Origin of the sequence: Neorhizobium vignae (assembly GCF_000732195.1) — a bacterium.
GTDB lineage: Bacteria > Pseudomonadota > Alphaproteobacteria > Rhizobiales > Rhizobiaceae > Neorhizobium > Neorhizobium vignae.
Genome location: NZ_JNNU01000042.1, coordinates 1 through 15,441, shown reverse-complemented (window position 1 = coordinate 15,441; position 15,441 = coordinate 1). Strand labels below are relative to the sequence as shown.

At 59.6% G+C, this 15,441-nt stretch carries 13 protein-coding genes; 2 read left to right on the top strand and 11 right to left on the bottom strand.

The window, feature by feature from the left end:
* Positions 1 to 248 precede the first annotated feature (248 nt).
* Positions 249 to 1,052: a transporter substrate-binding domain-containing protein gene (locus GQ59_RS30015; protein ID WP_037088505.1), complete on the bottom strand. Its 804-nt coding sequence runs from the start codon at positions 1,050 to 1,052 to the stop codon at positions 249 to 251.
* A 177-nt stretch (positions 1,053 to 1,229) separates the two neighbouring features.
* Here GQ59_RS30015 and GQ59_RS30010 point away from each other — a divergent pair, with 177 nt between their 5' ends.
* Entirely contained in the window at positions 1,230 to 3,557 is a 2,328-nt protein-coding gene (locus tag GQ59_RS30010) for a putative bifunctional diguanylate cyclase/phosphodiesterase (protein ID WP_084683360.1), read from the top strand.
* Between the two features lie 600 nt (positions 3,558 to 4,157).
* On the opposite strand, the gene GQ59_RS30005 is transcribed toward GQ59_RS30010, so the two are convergent.
* The 9 genes from GQ59_RS30005 to GQ59_RS29965 form a co-directional block, all read right to left on the bottom strand.
* The gene (locus GQ59_RS30005; protein ID WP_037088504.1) at positions 4,158 to 5,087 is read right to left on the bottom strand and encodes a 3-hydroxyacyl-CoA dehydrogenase NAD-binding domain-containing protein; all 930 of its coding nucleotides are present in this window, start codon (positions 5,085 to 5,087) and stop codon (positions 4,158 to 4,160) included.
* 81 nt (positions 5,088 to 5,168) lie between these two features.
* Positions 5,169 to 6,614 (bottom strand): tannase/feruloyl esterase family alpha/beta hydrolase, encoded by a 1,446-nt coding sequence (locus GQ59_RS30000; protein WP_037088503.1) that lies wholly within the window; start codon positions 6,612 to 6,614, stop codon positions 5,169 to 5,171.
* Positions 6,615 to 6,795: 181 nt separating this feature from the next.
* Positions 6,796 to 7,731: a 3,5-dioxohexanoate:acetyl-CoA acetone transferase gene (gene kce / locus GQ59_RS29995; protein WP_037088502.1), complete on the bottom strand. Its 936-nt coding sequence runs from the start codon at positions 7,729 to 7,731 to the stop codon at positions 6,796 to 6,798.
* Positions 7,732 to 7,751: 20 nt separating this feature from the next.
* The gene (locus GQ59_RS29990; RefSeq protein WP_037088501.1) at positions 7,752 to 8,540 is read right to left on the bottom strand and encodes an SDR family oxidoreductase; all 789 of its coding nucleotides are present in this window, start codon (positions 8,538 to 8,540) and stop codon (positions 7,752 to 7,754) included.
* A gap of 37 nt (positions 8,541 to 8,577) precedes the next feature.
* Positions 8,578 to 9,288, bottom strand: a complete 711-nt coding sequence (locus GQ59_RS29985) for an ABC transporter ATP-binding protein (RefSeq protein WP_037088500.1) — start codon at positions 9,286 to 9,288, stop codon at positions 8,578 to 8,580.
* Complete coding sequence (locus GQ59_RS29980; protein WP_084683359.1) at positions 9,285 to 10,052, bottom strand: ABC transporter ATP-binding protein; 768 nt, start codon at positions 10,050 to 10,052, stop codon at positions 9,285 to 9,287. Before GQ59_RS29980 ends, GQ59_RS29985 begins: the two co-directional genes overlap by 4 nt.
* Positions 10,049 to 11,335, bottom strand: coding sequence for a branched-chain amino acid ABC transporter permease (locus tag GQ59_RS29975; protein WP_037088499.1), 1,287 nt, complete (start codon positions 11,333 to 11,335; stop codon positions 10,049 to 10,051). The genes GQ59_RS29980 and GQ59_RS29975 overlap by 4 nt, the downstream gene beginning before the upstream one ends.
* 1 nt (position 11,336) lies before the next feature.
* Entirely contained in the window at positions 11,337 to 12,278 is a 942-nt protein-coding gene (locus tag GQ59_RS29970; protein ID WP_037088498.1) for a branched-chain amino acid ABC transporter permease, read from the bottom strand.
* Between the two features lie 75 nt (positions 12,279 to 12,353).
* Positions 12,354 to 13,586 carry a branched-chain amino acid ABC transporter substrate-binding protein gene (locus GQ59_RS29965; protein ID WP_037088497.1) on the bottom strand — a complete coding sequence of 411 codons (1,233 nt, stop codon included), beginning with the start codon at positions 13,584 to 13,586 and terminating at the stop codon, positions 12,354 to 12,356.
* Between the two features lie 273 nt (positions 13,587 to 13,859).
* Between GQ59_RS29965 and GQ59_RS29960 the strand changes: the two genes are divergently transcribed.
* Entirely contained in the window at positions 13,860 to 14,594 is a 735-nt protein-coding gene (locus GQ59_RS29960) for a GntR family transcriptional regulator (protein WP_051904292.1), read from the top strand.
* 487 nt (positions 14,595 to 15,081) lie between these two features.
* On the opposite strand, the gene GQ59_RS29955 is transcribed toward GQ59_RS29960, so the two are convergent.
* Positions 15,082 to 15,441: ATP-binding protein (locus GQ59_RS29955; protein ID WP_037088496.1), on the bottom strand; the 360-nt coding region annotated here is incomplete at its 5' end.

Here is a 15,441-nt window from a genome sequence, read left to right as displayed (position 1 = left end):
CCACCTCTCGGGACATCATCCCGCCATTTGCTGGAGGGCATGGTATGCGGGATGGCAGGGTCTGCCTCGCTTGTAGTTACAAACGCTCGATCGCGATAGTTGGCCGCGACATGGGCAAGCGCGCGGTGTCCGCCGCTACTCGCCAATGTGACCGTAAATTACTTACCTTGGTCGGGGGGAGGCCCAGGTTAAAAAGGAGAGCTCCGTCGTGATGAACCAATCACCCGCTGACCGTGCTTTTCAGTGGATCATCGGATACCAAATGGAAAATACTTTGCGTTAATCGTGTCGTAGGTGTCAACGGCCTGGATGGTGTCCAGCGCAGCGTTCAGTCTTGCAAGTAATTGAGTGTCGGACGGACGCACGGCGATACCTGCGCCGTCACCGAAGTACTCAGCGTTTTTGATATCGCCACTCTTGAACTCGCAGCAGCTTCCGGCCTTGGTGTTCGCAAGCCAATCATAGACTGCGAGTTTATCTTCCAGGATGATGTCGACGCTTCCGTCAGCGAGACCCTTGTAAAGGTCTGGAGATGCCTGAAATACTCGTGTCGAAACCGCTCCGTAGAATTTCTTTACGTAGGCCTCCTGTGAAGTTGCCGCTGTCACGCCCAGCTTCACGGTTTTCAGGTCTTCTGGCGTGGTGCTGGCAACGCCTGATCTCTTGCGAACTATGAAAACCGAAGGGCTGTCGTAATATTTCCTGGTGAAAGCGACCTGCTCCCGCCGCTCTGAGCTCATGGACATCGATGAGACAACTGCGTCATAACGTCTGGCGAGGAGGTTCGGGATCATGCCCGTCCATTCCTGAATGACAAACTCACACTTCAACTTTGCCGCTTCACATAGCGCTTTGGCAACATCCACATCGAAACCTTGAAGCTGGTTTGCTGAATCCAAATAGTTGAAAGGCGGGAATGCGCCCTCGACGGCAATTTTGATACTATCGTCGTCCGACGCAGAGCTTGCAGCGGATCCAAAGATGACAGCGATGGACGCAACGCAAGCCACAGCCAAAGCTTTTGAAGGGTAGGTAGATCTTGATCGCGGCATTAGGCTTCCAATCCTGAAGACACTTTGGGCGAGCGACGTTTCGTGGTGCTGCCTCCGGGAGAGCCAACCATAAAACAATTAAAACGCCCATTATTTCACAGGTTAAATTTCAGAATGCTTTAGAAGACTTTCGTAATCAAAGGTGGGCAGTATCGGCAAGCTGGGGAGAAGAAACGCGTGCCTGCTGATACACGATCAATGACATTTGTCCGCAAAGTCACATGGAATTCGTCCGGGTCATCGTTGCTTTTGCTTGCAATCAGCGGACTTGCGATCCTCGGGCTGGTGTTTGTCGCCGCGATATGGGCTGGCGCTGAAAGCGATGAGGCTGCTCTCGATCGCCAACGGCGCCTTGTCAACAGCCGCTTTCAGGATCAGGTTCAACGCGTATCCCAAGAGATACAATTAATGGGTGCCGGTTACGCATCGCTGTTGCGGACGAATTTTCCAGCAAACAGTGGCGAGAAGCTGGACTCGAGTGTACGCGCGGGCGACCGCTCCATCGAGACATTCAGGCAGATTGCGACGACCGTTTTTGGGTACAATGCAGCTTTTCTCGTCAAGCCAACCGGTGAGCTCGCACTGCAAGCGGATGAAGAAACGAGCCGCCGGTTTAAGTGGGTGCGACCGCTCCTATTACCATTGCTTCGCGATCTCGAGGAGAAGCTGACAGGCTTCCGTGCGCAGGCGCCACCTACTCCGGAACCCAGCCGGGTCGAATTGATGCGGCTAGAAGGCCGGCCCTCTGTCGCTGGAATTGTCTCGATTTCCGCCCCAACGCCGCCTGATACGGGCATCGAGAATGTGGTCAACCGATATTATTTGATCGTCTTCCGTTTTCTTGACGGCACCACACTGGATATGATCAGTCGCGAGCAAGGTCTGGCAGGAGCCAGATATGCCCGCACTTCCGACCAGGAGCGAATTGAAGTTGCCTACCAGATAGAAGCCACTGCAACGGGCGAGCCGATTGGCTTCATCATATGGGAGCCAGACCTGCCAGGCTCGCGTGTCATCGGCCGCCTCGTTCCAGTGCTTTCTGTAGCAGGCCTGGTGATCGCCGTTTTGTTCTTCACGTTGGTGGGGCGGCTGCGTCGAAGCCTTAGAGACCTGAGTTCGAGTGAACACCACGCTCGACATCTTTCTGTTCACGACGTTCTGACCGGGCTTCCGAACCGGGCCCTGTTCGCCGCGTCTTTCGAGAAGTGCCTTTCCGGTATGGAGTCGGACCGCAGCCGAGGTGCTATCGCGCTGATAGATTTGGACAGATTCAAGGAGGTCAACGACACCTACGGGCATGCCGCCGGCGACGAGCTCCTACGCGCTGTCGTTGCCCGGATTGGCACTCTCATCGGCGCGAGCGATACCTTTGCCAGGGTGGGTGGCGATGAGTTCGCCCTGCTTCTTCCCGCCCTCGACGAAGCTGGTGAAAGGTATGGCAAGACCTGCAGCGCGATCGTTGACAGCCTTAGCAAGCCCTTTGATCTTCGAACAGGCGATGCGGTTGCTCGCATAGGGTGTTCAATCGGGATCGCCCCCTTTCATAGGGCCAGCCCTACAGCAAGCGAAATTATGCGGCGTGCCGACGTCGCTCTTTACGAAGCTAAAAACAGCGGGCGTGGACAAGTGATCGAGTATGATCCATCTCTGGATCACCGGGTCGAAGCACGGGAAAATCTCAAAAGCGATCTTCGGCTTTTGTTGGAGGATCAGAGAAAGAATCTAGCCGATGCTGACGATCTGCGTTTTGGGGACAGGGGTCGGCTGGAAATCGTCTACCAGGGCGTCCATCGCGGGGACAAAAGCGGCAGTCTGTCAGGTGCGGAGGCATTAGTCCGCTGGCGTCATCCAACCCACGGCTTGCTTTCACCAGACAAATTCATCCCCATTGCTGAGGAAGGTGGCATGATCGATCAGCTTGGGGAATGGGTGCTTCGATCTGCGGCACGGGCCGCAGCGAGTTGGCCTGTCGAGTTGTCGCTTGCCGTCAATGTTTCACCATCTCAAATACGACATCCCGGTTTCAGTAGGCTTGTTTTTTCGATCCTGTCCGAAACCGGTTTATCACCTTCGCGGCTTGAGTTGGAGCTAACCGAAGCCGCCTTGTTCAACATCGACGAGAAAGTGCAGGAAACTTTGCGCAGGCTTCGATCATGCGGCGTCAAAGTGGCACTGGACGATTTTGGCACCGGCTTCTCGTCTCTAAGCCACCTCCTTCAACTGAACATTGACCGCATCAAGATCGATCGGGCTTTTGTCAGCCTCCTCGGGACAAGGGCTGAAGGAGCTGCAATTGTATCTGCAATCCTTGAGCTAAGCCGAAAACTTGGGAAGAAAACGACGGCAGAGGGCATTGAGACGGAAGGACAAAGAGACTTCCTTATTGCGGCCGGCTGCAGTCACCTGCAAGGGTTTCTGTTCTCACGCCCCGTGCCTCTTGGCGATTTCACCTCAAAATTTCCGTCGCTTACTTTCGACGTTAAACGAAAGAAAGAGAGCACTTGACGTCTCGCGAGAGCGCTCCGCGTCTGAGAATGGCTGTGTCCATTGTGGAAGTGCCGGGTACGGCCCGCGCGACCGCGCTTCTCATAATCCTTAGCCAGTTGTCCGAATGGAAGCCGTGTCGACCTCAACCAAGTGATTATCCAGTAGCTCGGTGCCCGAGCAGCAGACACGATATGCTTGACGTAGATCATTGGGCCTAATGCAGCTGTCGATACTTGGCGTTTAGACGCCTGAGGAGTTCGAAGCTAAGGTTCGCCGGGGGGTTCATCCGCCGGCCCCAGCCCTTCATGCCTTGCCAGGGCGGCTTCGAGTAACGATATCGGTTTCGTAAGACGCTTTCATCTGTTCGTATTCATCACGCCGTATCCAGCGGCTATGGAACCAACCAAACATCTTCGTCTCTCACCGTCCCAATTCGCATTTATCGAGAATATACAGCAGCGGAATCTAATAGCCCACTGCCCCAACGTCGCTAAAGCACACTGCGGGGTCCATGTTGCTGAATTGCCTCACTGATCCACTGACCCCGCAGAGATGACCTGAAGGTCTTGAACAGCCGAACCAGCCTGAGATGTCCATTCAAAAGAGCAAGCATATTGTTCAGCGCGCAGACTTGGCTGCCAGTATCCGGTGGAGCCGAATATCTCGCTCCTTGGTAAGCGCGTGCACGGAGCTATCACCAAAAGAGCGTTCGACTGCCGTGGTGACGCGCGTTTGCAGAGCGGCATCGAGCAGCGGGGAGCCCAGATCGCCCCAAAGCATCTCCTGCATCGGTCCGAACATCTCCCAGAAGCCCTTCATGCCCTTGTCGCCTCCGGCGAGCCTATACGTAAGAAAAGGCCCCATCAACGCCCAACGTGGACCGGGTCCCTCGGTCACAGCGCGATCGATATCCTCGACTGAGGCCACGCCGCTTTCGAGTAGGTGGATCGCCTCTCGGAAGATCGCTGCCTGCAAGCGGTTGGCGATATGGCCATAGATCTCCCTTTTCAGTCGGATCGGAACTTTGCCGAGCCCAGCGTAGAAATGTTCGGCTCGAGCAAGAGCATCCTCCTCTGTCCGCACGCCACCACATAATTCAACCAGCGGCACGAGATGCGGCGGATTGAACGGATGCCCAAGAACAACGCGACCAGGGTGCCTGCAATCACGCTGCATGTCCGTCACTGAAATTGCGGAGGAACTCGATGCAATGATGACATCTTGAGCCGTCGCGGCGTCGATTCTTCGCATCAGTTCGATCTTAGCATCCAGACGCTCGATCGCGTTTTCCTGAACGAAGCTTGTCCCCTCGCACGCCGCCTCGAGATCGGCCGAGAAACGAAGCGTCCCACGCCGGCCAGTCGCGAGCACGGATTGCGGAAGAGAACGCCAGCAACGATCTACCGCGTCGACGAGCTCTGTTTCGGCGCCCTCGCGGATATCGGTGGCGACCACATCCAGCCCATGGGCCAGGAAAAGGCAGGTCCAGCTGGACCCGATGATGCCCGTTCCAACCACGGTTACCTTTTCGATCGCTTCCTTTTCCAAATGCGGTTCTCCAGTTATGCAGGAAGAAGCGCAGGGCGACCGCAGCCGCCGTGCGTGTCGATGTCAGTGCCGGCCGCCAGGTCAGTTGCGAACCATCAGGCTTTGCGGGGCTTCGCCCTTCTGCATCCAGCTTTCCAGCGCGCCCAGCGGATCGAGGTTCGCCTGGCTCAGCCCGCCAGGACCGGGCGCAATGCCGCAGTGGTCGAGGCCCGGGATCATGAACAACCGCACGTTCTTAGCCAGGACATCCGCACCTCCCGCGGCTTTTTCGGCCGCCTCATGCCAGGCAATGGTCGTGTAGGGCGATACGATCGCATCGGCCCAGCCATGCCAGACGATCATCTTGCCGCCTGCCGCGCGAAAAGCGGAAATATCAGGATCATCGGCGTTGTACATCTTCGCCGCGGCCGCCATACGGGGCGGGTCCTTGTCGAAATCGAACTCCGTCGCCTTATAGGCCGGACCCGGATCCTGCGGATATGCCATGTAGGAGCCGAAGGACTGCGCGAAAAGCGGGTTCAGCCCCGGTGCGCCGGCCTCGTTTCCGGTCAGCCATGTGCGCCAGAAGGGCTCGGAGCCTTCCGGGATGCCGCCAACGAACAGCGTCCTGCCCGAAGAGTCGACCGGTGAGCTGCGCCATTTCTCGACGACCTGACGCTCCTCTGCCGTGATGCACGCCTTGGTCGCGGCCCCTGCATTGCAGGTGATCTTTGACAGATCGACGGAGCACTGGCGTGGATCTGCGATTATCTTGTCTTCGCTGCCATCCACGCCATCGCATTGGCGCATGACTTCCGCGCCGATCAGATCGACCTTGTCGGCTTTTAGGATCTGCTTGCCGTCGGGACCGGTATTGGCCTTAACCTGCCAGGCAAGGCCCGGACCGGCAAGACCGGTCTCGTTCAGCGCCGGAGCGCCGGAAATGATGCCCTGGAACATCTTCGGATACCGCAAGGCAGCCATATTGGCCATGCGACCGCCGGTAGAGCAGCCCTGGAAGATCGCCTGATCCGAGGGCATTCCATAGAAGGCCTGGATCATCACCTGAGCCACGCGATTGGTTTCGCCGATGGAACGCCAGCCCCAGTCGCGCTCGGCGTTGACGTTGCCGTCGGCCCAGTCGGCGTCGACGGACGCCAGTCCATAATGACCGCTGTCGGTCGTGGCTGTTGCATAACCTCTTTGAAGACCTGGACCCATCGCATTGACGAAGCCGCTTCGACCACCGAGATTGCCGCAGAAGCCGCCGCAGCCAACCTGGTAGAACCGGCCGTTCCAGTCTGTGATCGGAAGGCGCACCTCGATGGAAATGGCGGGAAGCGCGACGGCGCGCACCTCGCAATAGGCCGGCACAGCGCCCGTTGTGTCGATGACGCGCGCCGAAGTGACATAACCGGCGTCGAACACCGTATCCCGAAGCGCCGTACATTTCCCGTTGGGCCAGTCCTGCGCCGACGCGGGGACGCCTATCATCGCACCGGCGCCAATCAGTGCCAACATGGTGCATTTCAGAACTAGAGGCTGCATGCTCCTTCTCCTCTCTGGTTGCATAGAGCGCAGGACCGATCCTCCTCGGTCGCCGCGTTCCCGGGGTCTGCACTGCTTTGCGTGGCAGATTTCTTGCGGGCGTTTGTCCTGCTTCGCTGGCTCCGGCCCGAATGACGCGAGGTCGTGATGTTGTCGTTTCGATGCCTCCCCGGCGATTAGATTAGAAGTTCACCTGATCGCCACCCTTCAGCGCCAGCATGCCGCGCGCTTCAGGCGGCGTTGCGATTTCCAGTCCGAGCCCTTCCAGCACTTTGCGGATACGGCGGACCTGTGCTGCGTTGGACTCTGCCAGCCTGCCGGGGCCATCCCATAGGGAATCCTCCAGCCCCACGCGGACGTTGCCGCCCATTGCGGCTGCCATCGTGGTGATCGGCAGTTGATGGCGCCCGCCCCCCAGGACCGACCAAACGTAATCTGCGCCGAACAATCGATCGGCGGTACGCTTCATATGCAAGACGTCGTCGGGATGGGTGCCGATGCCGCCCAGGATGCCGAAGACGGTCTGGATAAACAGCGGCCCCTCGACCAGACCGCGATCGCGGAAATGGGCGAGGTTATAAAGGTGGCTGGTGTCGTAGCATTCGAACTCGAACCGCGTGCCGTTGCCGCCGCATTGCTCGAGTATGTGTTCGATGTCCTTGAATGTGTTCTTGAACACCGTATCGCGGGTCTTCTCCAGATATTCGGGTTCCCAGCCATGCTGGAACTTTACGTAGCGGCCGAGCATCGGGAAAAGGCCGAAGTTCATCGACCCCATATTGAGAGACGCAACTTCCGGCGCGAATTTCAGCGCCGGTTGCAGGCGCTCTTCAACCGTCATTGTGGGGCTGCCGCCGGTGGTGAGGTTCAGGACGGCGTCGGTCGCCTGCTTGATGCGTGGCAAGAAGGGTGCAAAGGCCTCGGGGTCTTGCGTCGGGCGTCCATCCTCCGGATTGCGGGCATGCAGGTGCAGGATCGCCGCCCCGGCCTCCGCCGCCTCGATGGCCTCCGCGGCTATCTGGTCAGCGGTGATCGGAAGATGCGGAGACATGCTGGGGGTGTGGATGCCACCGGTGATGGCGCAGGTGACGATGACCTTGCGGGTTGATTTGGCCATGCTCTTTTACGTCCTTGCTCTCAGATGTTTTCTACGTTGCCGCAAACGCTGATCGCCTGGCCCGAGATGTTGGCGCCTCCGGGCGAGGCCAGAAACAGCGCGGTGGCCGCTATGTCTTCAGGTTCGACCATGCGGCGCAGCGAGATGTTGGCGAGATACTGCCTCTCCATGTCCTCGTAGCTGAGGCCCGACGCATCGGCCCGCTCACGGATGACGCTTTCTATGCGGGCTCCGCGCACGACGCCCGGCAGGATCGCGTTCACGCGAATCCCGTCGGGCCCCATCTCCTTAGCGAGGCTCTGGGTCAGCCCGACAATTCCCCATTTCGAAGCCGAATAGGGCGAGCGGAGCGCATATCCCAGCCGGCCGGCGACCGAGGAGATGTTCAAGATTACTCCGGCCTCGCTGGCGCGCAGCAGCGGCGCGGCGCGGCGCAGCACCAGAAACTGGCCCATCAGGTTGATGTCGAGAGTGCGGCGGATGTCCTCGACCGCCAGTTCATCGATGGCCCCGGTGGGACCCGCTATCCCCGCGTTGTTGACCAAGACGTCGAGCCCGCCCAGTCTCTCGGAGGTGGCATCAAGCAGGGCATCGACGTCTCCCTCGTCCGAGACGTCTGCGCGCAGCGTCGCGACCTGTGGATGCGCCTCGCCAAAATCCTCCAGTGCCTGCTCGTCGACGTCGCAGATTAGCACTCGTGCATTGGCTTCGAGAAAGGCTCGGGCAACAGCCGCGCCGATGCCCGACGCGCCGGCGGTCACGAGGACCCGCGAGCCCGGAGGCGGCCGCATCCGTTCGATCATGTTCATTGGTTGTCCAGTCAAGGGTTTCGAAGCGGGAGGCACGTCAGGCCACCTCGAGCCAGTTGCGGCGCACGTCGGGTGCGGCATCGAGTTCTTCCGCTGTGCCGCGGAAGACCAGTTCGCCATGCCCCATGACCAAAACCTGCTGAGCGACCTTCAGGGCGATGGTGAGCTTCTGTTCTACCAGCACCACAGCGACGCCGCGGCGGCCGATATCGAGGATCACCTCCATCACCACGTCGACGATCCGGGGCGCCAATCCCTCGGTCGGCTCGTCGATCAACAGCACACGAGGATTGCCCAGCAGCGACCGGCAGATGGTCAGCATCTGCTGCTCACCGCCCGACAGATACCCGGCGCGGATCGCCCGCCGCTCCTTCAGACGCGGGAAATAATCGTACATCTCGTCGATAGACCAGCGATACGCGCCACGCGCACCCTTCTGCATGCCCATGATCAGATTTTCCTCGACCGTCAGGTTGGGAAAGACCAGCCGTTCCTCGGGCACGTAGCCGATGCCCTGCCTGCAGATACCGTAGGGCCGCTGCCTTGCCAGCGGGCGCCCGTCCAGCGTCACCGTCCCGGCAGTGGGCGGCACTAGCCCCATCATCGCCTTCAGAAGCGTCGAGCGGCCCGAACCATTGCGGCCCAGCAGCGAAACGATGGTGGATTCCGGCACATCCATGTCGATGCCGTGCAGGATGTGGCTCTTGCCGTAGTGGGCGTGCAGCCCCTTCACTTCGAGCAAGCTCATGACGCCTCCTGGCCCAGATAAGCTTCTTGCACTTCGCGGTTTGCGCTGATGCGCTCCGGCGTGTCCGTCGCTAGAACATTTCCGTAGACCAGCACCGAAACCCGATCGCAGAGGCCGAAGACGACCCCCATGTCGTGTTCGACCATCAGGAGCGTCTTGCCCTCGGTGACCGTGCGGATCAGATCCATCGCTTTGGCAGTTTCCTCGCGCGACATGCCTGCGGTGGGCTCGTCGAGCAGGATCACCTGGGCGCCCGTGGTCAGGGTCATGCCGATCTCGAGTGCCCTCTGTTCGGAATAGGTGAGATCGCCCGCCGGATCGTTACTCCGTGCTTCCAGGCCGACCCGGGTCAGCACTTCTATGGTCTCGTCATTGACCTGCCGCATGCGCGAAACGGGGCGGAAGAGGCCGTAGCGCACGCCGTGACGCGCGAGCACGCCGATGCGCAGGTTCTCGAACACGCTCAACCGGTGGAAGATGTTGGTGATCTGGAACGACCGCGCCAGCCCGGCCCGATTGATCCGGTGCGGCGAGAGCCCTGCAATGCTCTGCGCGTTAAGCGATATCTCCCCGGCGGACGGTGCGAACATGCCGGAGATCAGGTTGAAGAGCGTGGACTTGCCTGCGCCGTTCGGGCCGATGATCGCGTGGCGTTCGCCGGCTCGGATATCAAGATTCAGTCCCCGGATCACCTCGATTGGTCCGAAGGACTTCTTCACGCCGGCAAGCCGCAGCGCGGGTTGATCCAAGTTGGTCCCGGTCATGCCGCACCTCCCAGTGAAACAGGCCTTGCGGCCGTGTCCCGGCTCCCGCCCCCGCGGTTCCAAAATGCGGTGACATGCCGGCGGGTGCTGACGGTGATCGCCCCGCCCCCTGCGAGGAGGACAAGGGGAAGCAACCATGTGAATATGTCAGTCGGATCCCAATGGGCACCGAAAAGTTCGTAGGCAGGAAGGCTGCCGCCGGCATTGCGTCTCGCCACCGCATATTCCTCGCCGAATAGCACCGCGACGGTCTCGGTCAAAAACACGGTCCCCGCGGTGATCAGCACCCCGCCCGCCAGAGCCAAGAGATAGAGACCTGATAACGGCCGCCAATCGAGTTGCCGGCGGTTGCGGATGTGATGCTGCAGGACGCCACCTATGCCGCTTGGCGCGTACAGCATGACCAGGACGAAGATCAGGCCCTGGTAGAGTACCCATGACCTGGTGAGGTCCGAGACCAGGAACGAGAAAAGCGTGAAGACGGCTGCGCCAATCACCGGGCCGAAGAAAACTGTTGAGCCTCCGACGAAGGTCTGCAGGACCACCTGGGCCGAGACGTCGCTGGCAAACAGGGAGTAGTTCGCCGTCTCGTTCGAGATCGCCTGCAGCGACCCCGCCACGCCGGTGAGCATCGCGGATACGGCAAAAACGATCACCTTGACGCTATGGGTGCTGTAACCAAGAAACCGCACCCTCTGCTCGTTATCGCGGAGCGCCAATGTCAGCCGGCCGAACGGCGTGCGGGTGTATGCCCAGAGCCCGAGCCCGCAGATCAGTACCCAGGCCAGGGTGAGATAATAGACTTCCAGCATCGAGCCGAAGGTGATGTCGCTCCAAGGCATGCGCATCGACGAAATACCGGATTCGCCGCCGAAGACCGCCTCCAGCCGCGGCGCCAGCGAGTGGAACAGCTCGGCGATCGCGAGCGTCACCAGGGCGAAGTAGACACCCGAGCGCATTGTCGCGAAATAGCCCGCGATCAGCCCGATCAACAGGCCCGCCGCTGCCCCGGCCAACGGCACAAGCGGTGTCGGGAAAGGAAAACCGTCCTCGATTGCGATCATCAGATGCAGTGCCGCGAAAGCGCCTATCCCGAAATAGGCGGCATGGCCGAAGGACAGTAGGCCGGCCTGACCGATCAGAAGATTGAACGCCAGCGCAAACAGGCTCGCGATCAACACGTTCACTAGCGCGTTCTGCCAGCCCAGGCCCAGGAAAGGCGGGACGGCAATCAGCAGCACCAGCAGAGCGGCGAGAAGAAGAGTGTTACGAATGGCTGCCATTTTAGTTACGCTCGCCCATGAGACCTGCCGGACGGACCAGCAGCACGATCAGCATCAGCGCGAACGGGATTGTGGCGCTGATCGAGGACAATTTCAGTGTCATCAGCCCGCCAAACGATCGCGCCCAGTCGCCGAGGCCGATCACGCCCAGCAGGCTTGCCAGCGACCAGTCGAGGCCTACCGCAAACGACGAGAAGAGCCCTATCAAAAGCGAAGCCACTAGCGATCCCTTGAGCGAGCCGAGCCCGCCCACGACAACGACCACGAACACGATCACACCGAGCTCGATCCCCATGTTCGGATTGGTCGGATAGAAGGCTCCCGCGACCGCCCCGGCCAGTCCCGCGAGCGCCGCGCCGGTGCCGAAGACGAACATGAACACCATGGGGATGTTGTGCCCAAGCGCCTCGGCCATGGCGGGCAGCCGTTCGGCCGCGCGCACGACGATGCCGGTGCGGGTCCGTGTCAGGAGTACCCACAGCGCGGTGAACATCACAACGGCCATGCCGCCGATGAATATCCGGTAAAAGGGATAGTCGGCGCCGAAGATCGAAAAGGCGGAAAACCGCATTCCGCCTGGCATCTGGTAGTTCACCGGGAAGTCGCCGAAGAAGAGCTTGATCAGCTCCTCGATGATCAGCGCAAGACCGAAAGTCAGAAGAAGCTCGTGTGCATGTCCATGGGCATGTACACGCGGCAGAAGGAACCGCTCGACCGCCATGCCGATCAGGCCGACGACCACGGGTGCGACCGCGATCCCGACCCAGAAGCCGAAAACGGACGACACGGCATAGGCGATATAAGCGCCCAGCATATAGAATGAGGCATGAGCGAAGTTCAGCACGCCCATCATGCCGAAGATGAGCGTCAGGCCGGCGGAGACCATAAACAGCAGGAGGCCGTAGGTCACGCCGTTCAGCGTGGAGATGATTGCAAATTCCATGGGGACTTCCGGATAATATCAGCGGAATGATCCGACCGGCGACAAGCGCCGGCCGGAGCCCGGGCACGCCAGGGTTCACTCTTTGGGGCGCTCCATCCGGCAACTGTCCTGGACCGGATAGATTGCCTTGTCGCCGGCAATGATCTTGACGGTCTCGAAGCCCATATCGGTTTCGTCGGCCGGATATTTCGGGTTCTTGACGACCTTCGACACAACCACCGGCCGGATGGTCTGGTGGTCTTCCTTGCGGACCGAGATCGGCCCCAGGGGTGTCTCGTAGGTCGTATTCTCAAGTGCCAGCGCGATTTTGGTCACATTGATGTCGCCGCCGCCAAAATTGACCTTACCCAGCGCCTGCTGCAGCGCGCCGAGGGCAAAGGCGGAATGTCCCTCGACGAAGATCGGATAGTGACCCGTCGCCTTCTTGTAGGTCTCCGCGAATTTGCCATCGGTGGCGGCATTGTCGTAGTTGTTGGCGATGTAATGGCCCAGCGCTGTTTTGCCGGCATTGGCGATGTTGCCGGGCTGATCGAGGAAGGCTGTGGCGAAAGTCACGTCGAGCCCCGCATCGCCCACGGCCTTCATCAAGAGGAGCAGGTCGTTCGACCAGTTGCCGGTGAAGACAGTATCGGGCGCAGCCGATTTGATCCGTGCGACAAAGGGCGCGAAGTCCTGGATCTTGTTGACGTCATGGAGCACCTCGTCGACGACCTTGTAGCCGCCAGCTTCTGCGGCCGCAGCAACTGCCGCCTGCATGTCCTGCCCCCAGGAATAGTTCTGATTGATCGAGTAGACCTTCGTGCCGAGCTCACCCGCCTCTTTCATCGCGCTGACCATCGCATTCACCCGCATTGGCGCGGTTGCGGTGTATCGAAAATGGTAGAACTGGCACTTCTGGCCCGTTAACTCCATCGCATCGCCGCCCAGGTTGATGAAAATCACTTCTTTGCCGGGATTGCGGATATTGTGCTTGCGAACGTCCTCGGTGAGTTGGCCGGCAATGGCCGACGATGCCCCCTGGAAGATGATATCGACGCCATCGCCCACCGCCTTGCGGAACTTGTCGGCAGCGTCCGGGGCACCGCCGGCATTATCATATTCGGTAACCGAGACCGGCTCGCCATTGAAACCGCCAGCCTCGTTGATCCGCTCGACACCGTATTTGACGGCGTTGGCGTACAGGCGACCCGTCGACGTCTGTGCGCCGGACAGGCTTTCGATGATCCCGACCTTCAAAGGCTCGGCGTGGAGTGCGGTCGTGTTTAGAGCCGCTGCGGACATGGCCGCAATGATGGCAATACGCCTCATAATCGATTTCCTCCCAGGTATGACCAAGTCTGTGCCGCTGCACCGGTGCTTACCTCCGGCGCCCTCCTGGGCACGCCAACACTCTAACCACAACATCTTTCGCCTGTAAAGATCTGAGATATGTGATCACACTAAATTGTCACGCTTTACGTCGGTTGCTTGCTCAGGGAATTAGACATAAAAGCCGATGGAATGGGGCGCTTCGCGCCGCACTGATTTATCGTTGCAGCGGCACGTAAGATATTTTGACCAGCCTGATGAGGCCCCGAGCACGTGAATACCTTTGAAGCAAACTACAAGAACCCGCGTACCCTTACGCCGGTAGATGTGACGACTGTTCAGGAGCGCGTCTATCAAAGCCTCAGGCTCGGGCTTCTAAAGGGCGAGTTCTTACCCGGTGAGCAAGTCTCGATTCGCGGTCTGGCGGAGGCGCTCGGCACCAGCGCCATGCCGGTGCGCGATGCAGTGGCGCGCTTGATCGCGGAACGGGCGATCGAGCAATCTGGGCCGCGGATGCTCCGTATCGCACCCTATCTCGCGTCGGATCATGAGAACTACATCCGGGTCCGCATGCAGCTCGAGGGTTATGCCGCCGAACGGGCAGCGAGTGCGCCAAGGAATCCCGTTCTGATCGAGGCTCTGAAGCGCCACAACGAAAGCATCAGAGAGGCACTGGAGGCCAAGGACCTCGATGCAGCGCTCGCCGGCAATCAAGCCTTTCATTTCGAGCTATACCGGGCAGGCGGTTATCCGCAGCTACTCGACATCATTTCCACTCTCTGGCTTCGCACTGGTCCGATTGTGGCGTCCGCACGCAGAGACGAGGCGCTGTTCGAGCGGATCTTCAACAATGGGGTTCGCATCCACAACGACGTCATCGGCGCGGTCGCGCAACGGGATCGCGTTGCGGCGCGTCGGGCGATCAATCTCGACATCCGCTCTTCCCATCTGTCGATCAGGCGCTTTTACAAACTTGCTTCAGGCGGGGCTGACGGCGCGGGGGGCTGAGCTCACGTCGAGCCGCATTTGTTTCAATGTACGTGTAGCAAACTAACTTCGCCAGCGTCTCAAGGACGAACCGGGCAAGCTCCGGCAGATCTGATCGCTCTCCTTGCGCAAGCTCCCGTACCATGCGGACCATCTGGCTAGTTCCCACACCAATCGAAATGCCAAGTTCGGCAAGATGGGCACGGATCGAGTGCAGAAGCATCGTGCGTTGCTTGATGAGCAGAGCTCTTGAACGGTGCAACATCGCCGCTTGTCATTCCCATTTAATTTGGGTCTTCCTCACTTTGTGTGGAGCTCAGCCATTTTTATGGGCATCATCCGCGCTCTCAGAAGCTCCGGTCCAGCTCTGCTGTCAATCGGCGCGGAATGTTGACCCCTTATCGGCGCCCAATCTTCACCCCCCTGTAGACGATCAGCGCTTGGCCTGCCCGGCGCTGGCCGGGGTTGCAGAGGGTAGGCCAAGTGCGGGTGACGGGTGTCTTCGGCTTTAGCTTTGAGAGCGGTTCTTGAAGCGCCAGGACTCGTTTCCTGTTTCCACGATCTCGCAGTGATGGGTCAGGCGATCAAGGAGAGCCGTCGTCATCTTGGCATCACCAAACACCGACGGCCATTCGCCGAAGGCAAGGTTCGTCGTGACGATGACCGAGGTGCGCTCGTAGAGCCTGCTGATAAGGTGGAAGAGGAGCTGACCACCGGCCTGCGCGAAGGGCAGATAGCCGAGTTCATCGAGGATGATGAAGTCGAGGCGCGTTAGGTAATCGGCCATCCGACCTTGCTTGCCGTTACGCGTTTCCGTTTCCAGGCGATTGACCAGATCGACGACATTGAAGAAGCGGCCGCGTGTGCT

What these genes read in the sequence shown, in the direction of transcription:
- GQ59_RS29990 (WP_037088501.1), bottom strand. Translation starts at nt 8,540, where the DNA reads ATGAACATGATCGAACGGATGCGGCCGCCTCCGGGCTCGCGGGTCCTC.
- GQ59_RS29985 (WP_037088500.1), bottom strand. Translation starts at nt 9,288, where the DNA reads ATGAGCTTGCTCGAAGTGAAGGGGCTGCACGCCCACTACGGCAAGAGC.
- GQ59_RS30015 (WP_037088505.1), bottom strand. Translation starts at nt 1,052, where the DNA reads ATGCCGCGATCAAGATCTACCTACCCTTCAAAAGCTTTGGCTGTGGCT.
- GQ59_RS29975 (WP_037088499.1), bottom strand. Translation starts at nt 11,335, where the DNA reads ATGGCAGCCATTCGTAACACTCTTCTTCTCGCCGCTCTGCTGGTGCTG.
- kce (WP_037088502.1), bottom strand. Translation starts at nt 7,731, where the DNA reads ATGGCCAAATCAACCCGCAAGGTCATCGTCACCTGCGCCATCACCGGT.
- GQ59_RS29980 (WP_084683359.1), bottom strand. Translation starts at nt 10,052, where the DNA reads ATGACCGGGACCAACTTGGATCAACCCGCGCTGCGGCTTGCCGGCGTG.
- GQ59_RS29965 (WP_037088497.1), bottom strand. Translation starts at nt 13,586, where the DNA reads ATGAGGCGTATTGCCATCATTGCGGCCATGTCCGCAGCGGCTCTAAAC.
- GQ59_RS30000 (WP_037088503.1), bottom strand. Translation starts at nt 6,614, where the DNA reads ATGCAGCCTCTAGTTCTGAAATGCACCATGTTGGCACTGATTGGCGCC.
- GQ59_RS29970 (WP_037088498.1), bottom strand. Translation starts at nt 12,278, where the DNA reads ATGGAATTTGCAATCATCTCCACGCTGAACGGCGTGACCTACGGCCTC.